Genomic DNA, 1,231 nt, shown 5'->3' with positions numbered 1-1,231 from the left:
GGGCAGGGCAAACGCATCTCGCGGGAGGTAATAACAAGCGGTTAGCTGTTGGCGGGGGATGGGAAAAGAAGCAGCCGGCCAGCTTGTCGTCCGTCTCATCCTCCGCCACTTCGCGGGCCTCAGAGACCCGCGCGCCCAGCGCACGCGCAAGTACGCGCTTCAGCACGTGCTGGCGATGGCGCTGTGCAGTGTGCTGATGGGGGCGGACAGCTTCAAGGCCATGGCCCTCTTCGTGGCCGACCGACGTGCCCTCTTCGAGGAGTGGCTGGAGACGGACTTGGGCGAGGGCACGCCGTGCGCCGACACCTTCCGGCGCATCTTCGGGGCGCTGTGCCCCAAGGGCTTCGAGCGCGCCTTTCGCCTCTTCATCCAGCAGCTCTCCGAGTCCCTGAGGGGCCAGGTGGTGGCGATGGACGGCAAGGCGGTGCGCGGCGCGCTGCAGCCGGGAGGCAATCCCCTGTACCTGGTGCACGTGTGGGCCACCGAGCAGTGCCTCTTGCTGGGGCAGCTGCGCGTCGAAGGGGCGCCGGGGGAAGTGGCGGGCCTCGTCGAGCTCATCGACGCGCTCGCCCTCGAGGGGGCGGTGGTGACGGCGGATGCCAACGGGTGCACGGAGGGCGTCGCGGCCGCGTGCACGCGAGCGGGGGCCGACTACGTGCTGTGCCTCAAGGGCAACCGCGGCCCCTTGCGCCGCTTTGCCGCAAGCCTCTGCGTCCTGCTCGCCTGGCAGGGAGGGCTGCCCGAGGGCGCGCGCCGCGTGCACCGCAGCCGTCAGTACGCCCACGGGCGCTTTGAAGTGCGTGAGGCGTGGGCGCTGTCTCCCGAAGCCTGGCCCTGCAGCTGGCCCGGCCTGCGCAGCCTGCTGCTGGTGCGCCGCGAGCGGCACCTGAAAAGTGGGCGCGTGGAGGTGGCCTGGCACACCTACGTCAGCAACCTGCCGCCCCACGCCAAGCGCCTCGCCCACGCGGCGCGCGCCCACTGGGGCGTGGAGAATGGCCTGCACTGGAGCCTCGACGCGCAGATGGGCGAGGACCGACGGCGCGTGCGCGAGGCCCGCGCGGCCGAAAACCTCGCCCTCCTCACCCGCCTCGCCCTCGTGCTGCTGAAGCAGGACAAGAGCGTGCGCCTCGGCGTCGCCCTCAAACGCGCGCACGCGGCCCGCAACGACGCCTACCTCCTGCACCTGCTAAAGGGCGGACTTCCCTCGACCTGAGATGCGTTTGCCCTGCCC

At 71.2% G+C, this 1,231-nt stretch carries 1 protein-coding gene; it reads left to right on the top strand.

All coding sequences use genetic code 11. The features are described from left to right. The first annotated feature begins 58 nt into the window (after positions 1 to 58). Entirely contained in the window at positions 59 to 1,213 is a 1,155-nt protein-coding gene (locus FGE12_RS29935) for an ISAs1 family transposase (protein WP_153870078.1), read from the top strand. Positions 1,214 to 1,231: the final 18 nt, after the last annotated feature.

The organism is Aggregicoccus sp. 17bor-14 (assembly GCF_009659535.1).
Lineage (GTDB): Bacteria > Myxococcota > Myxococcia > Myxococcales > Myxococcaceae > Aggregicoccus.
The sequence above is the reverse complement of the archived record's forward strand: the minus strand, read 5'-3'. Positions and strand labels throughout refer to the sequence as shown.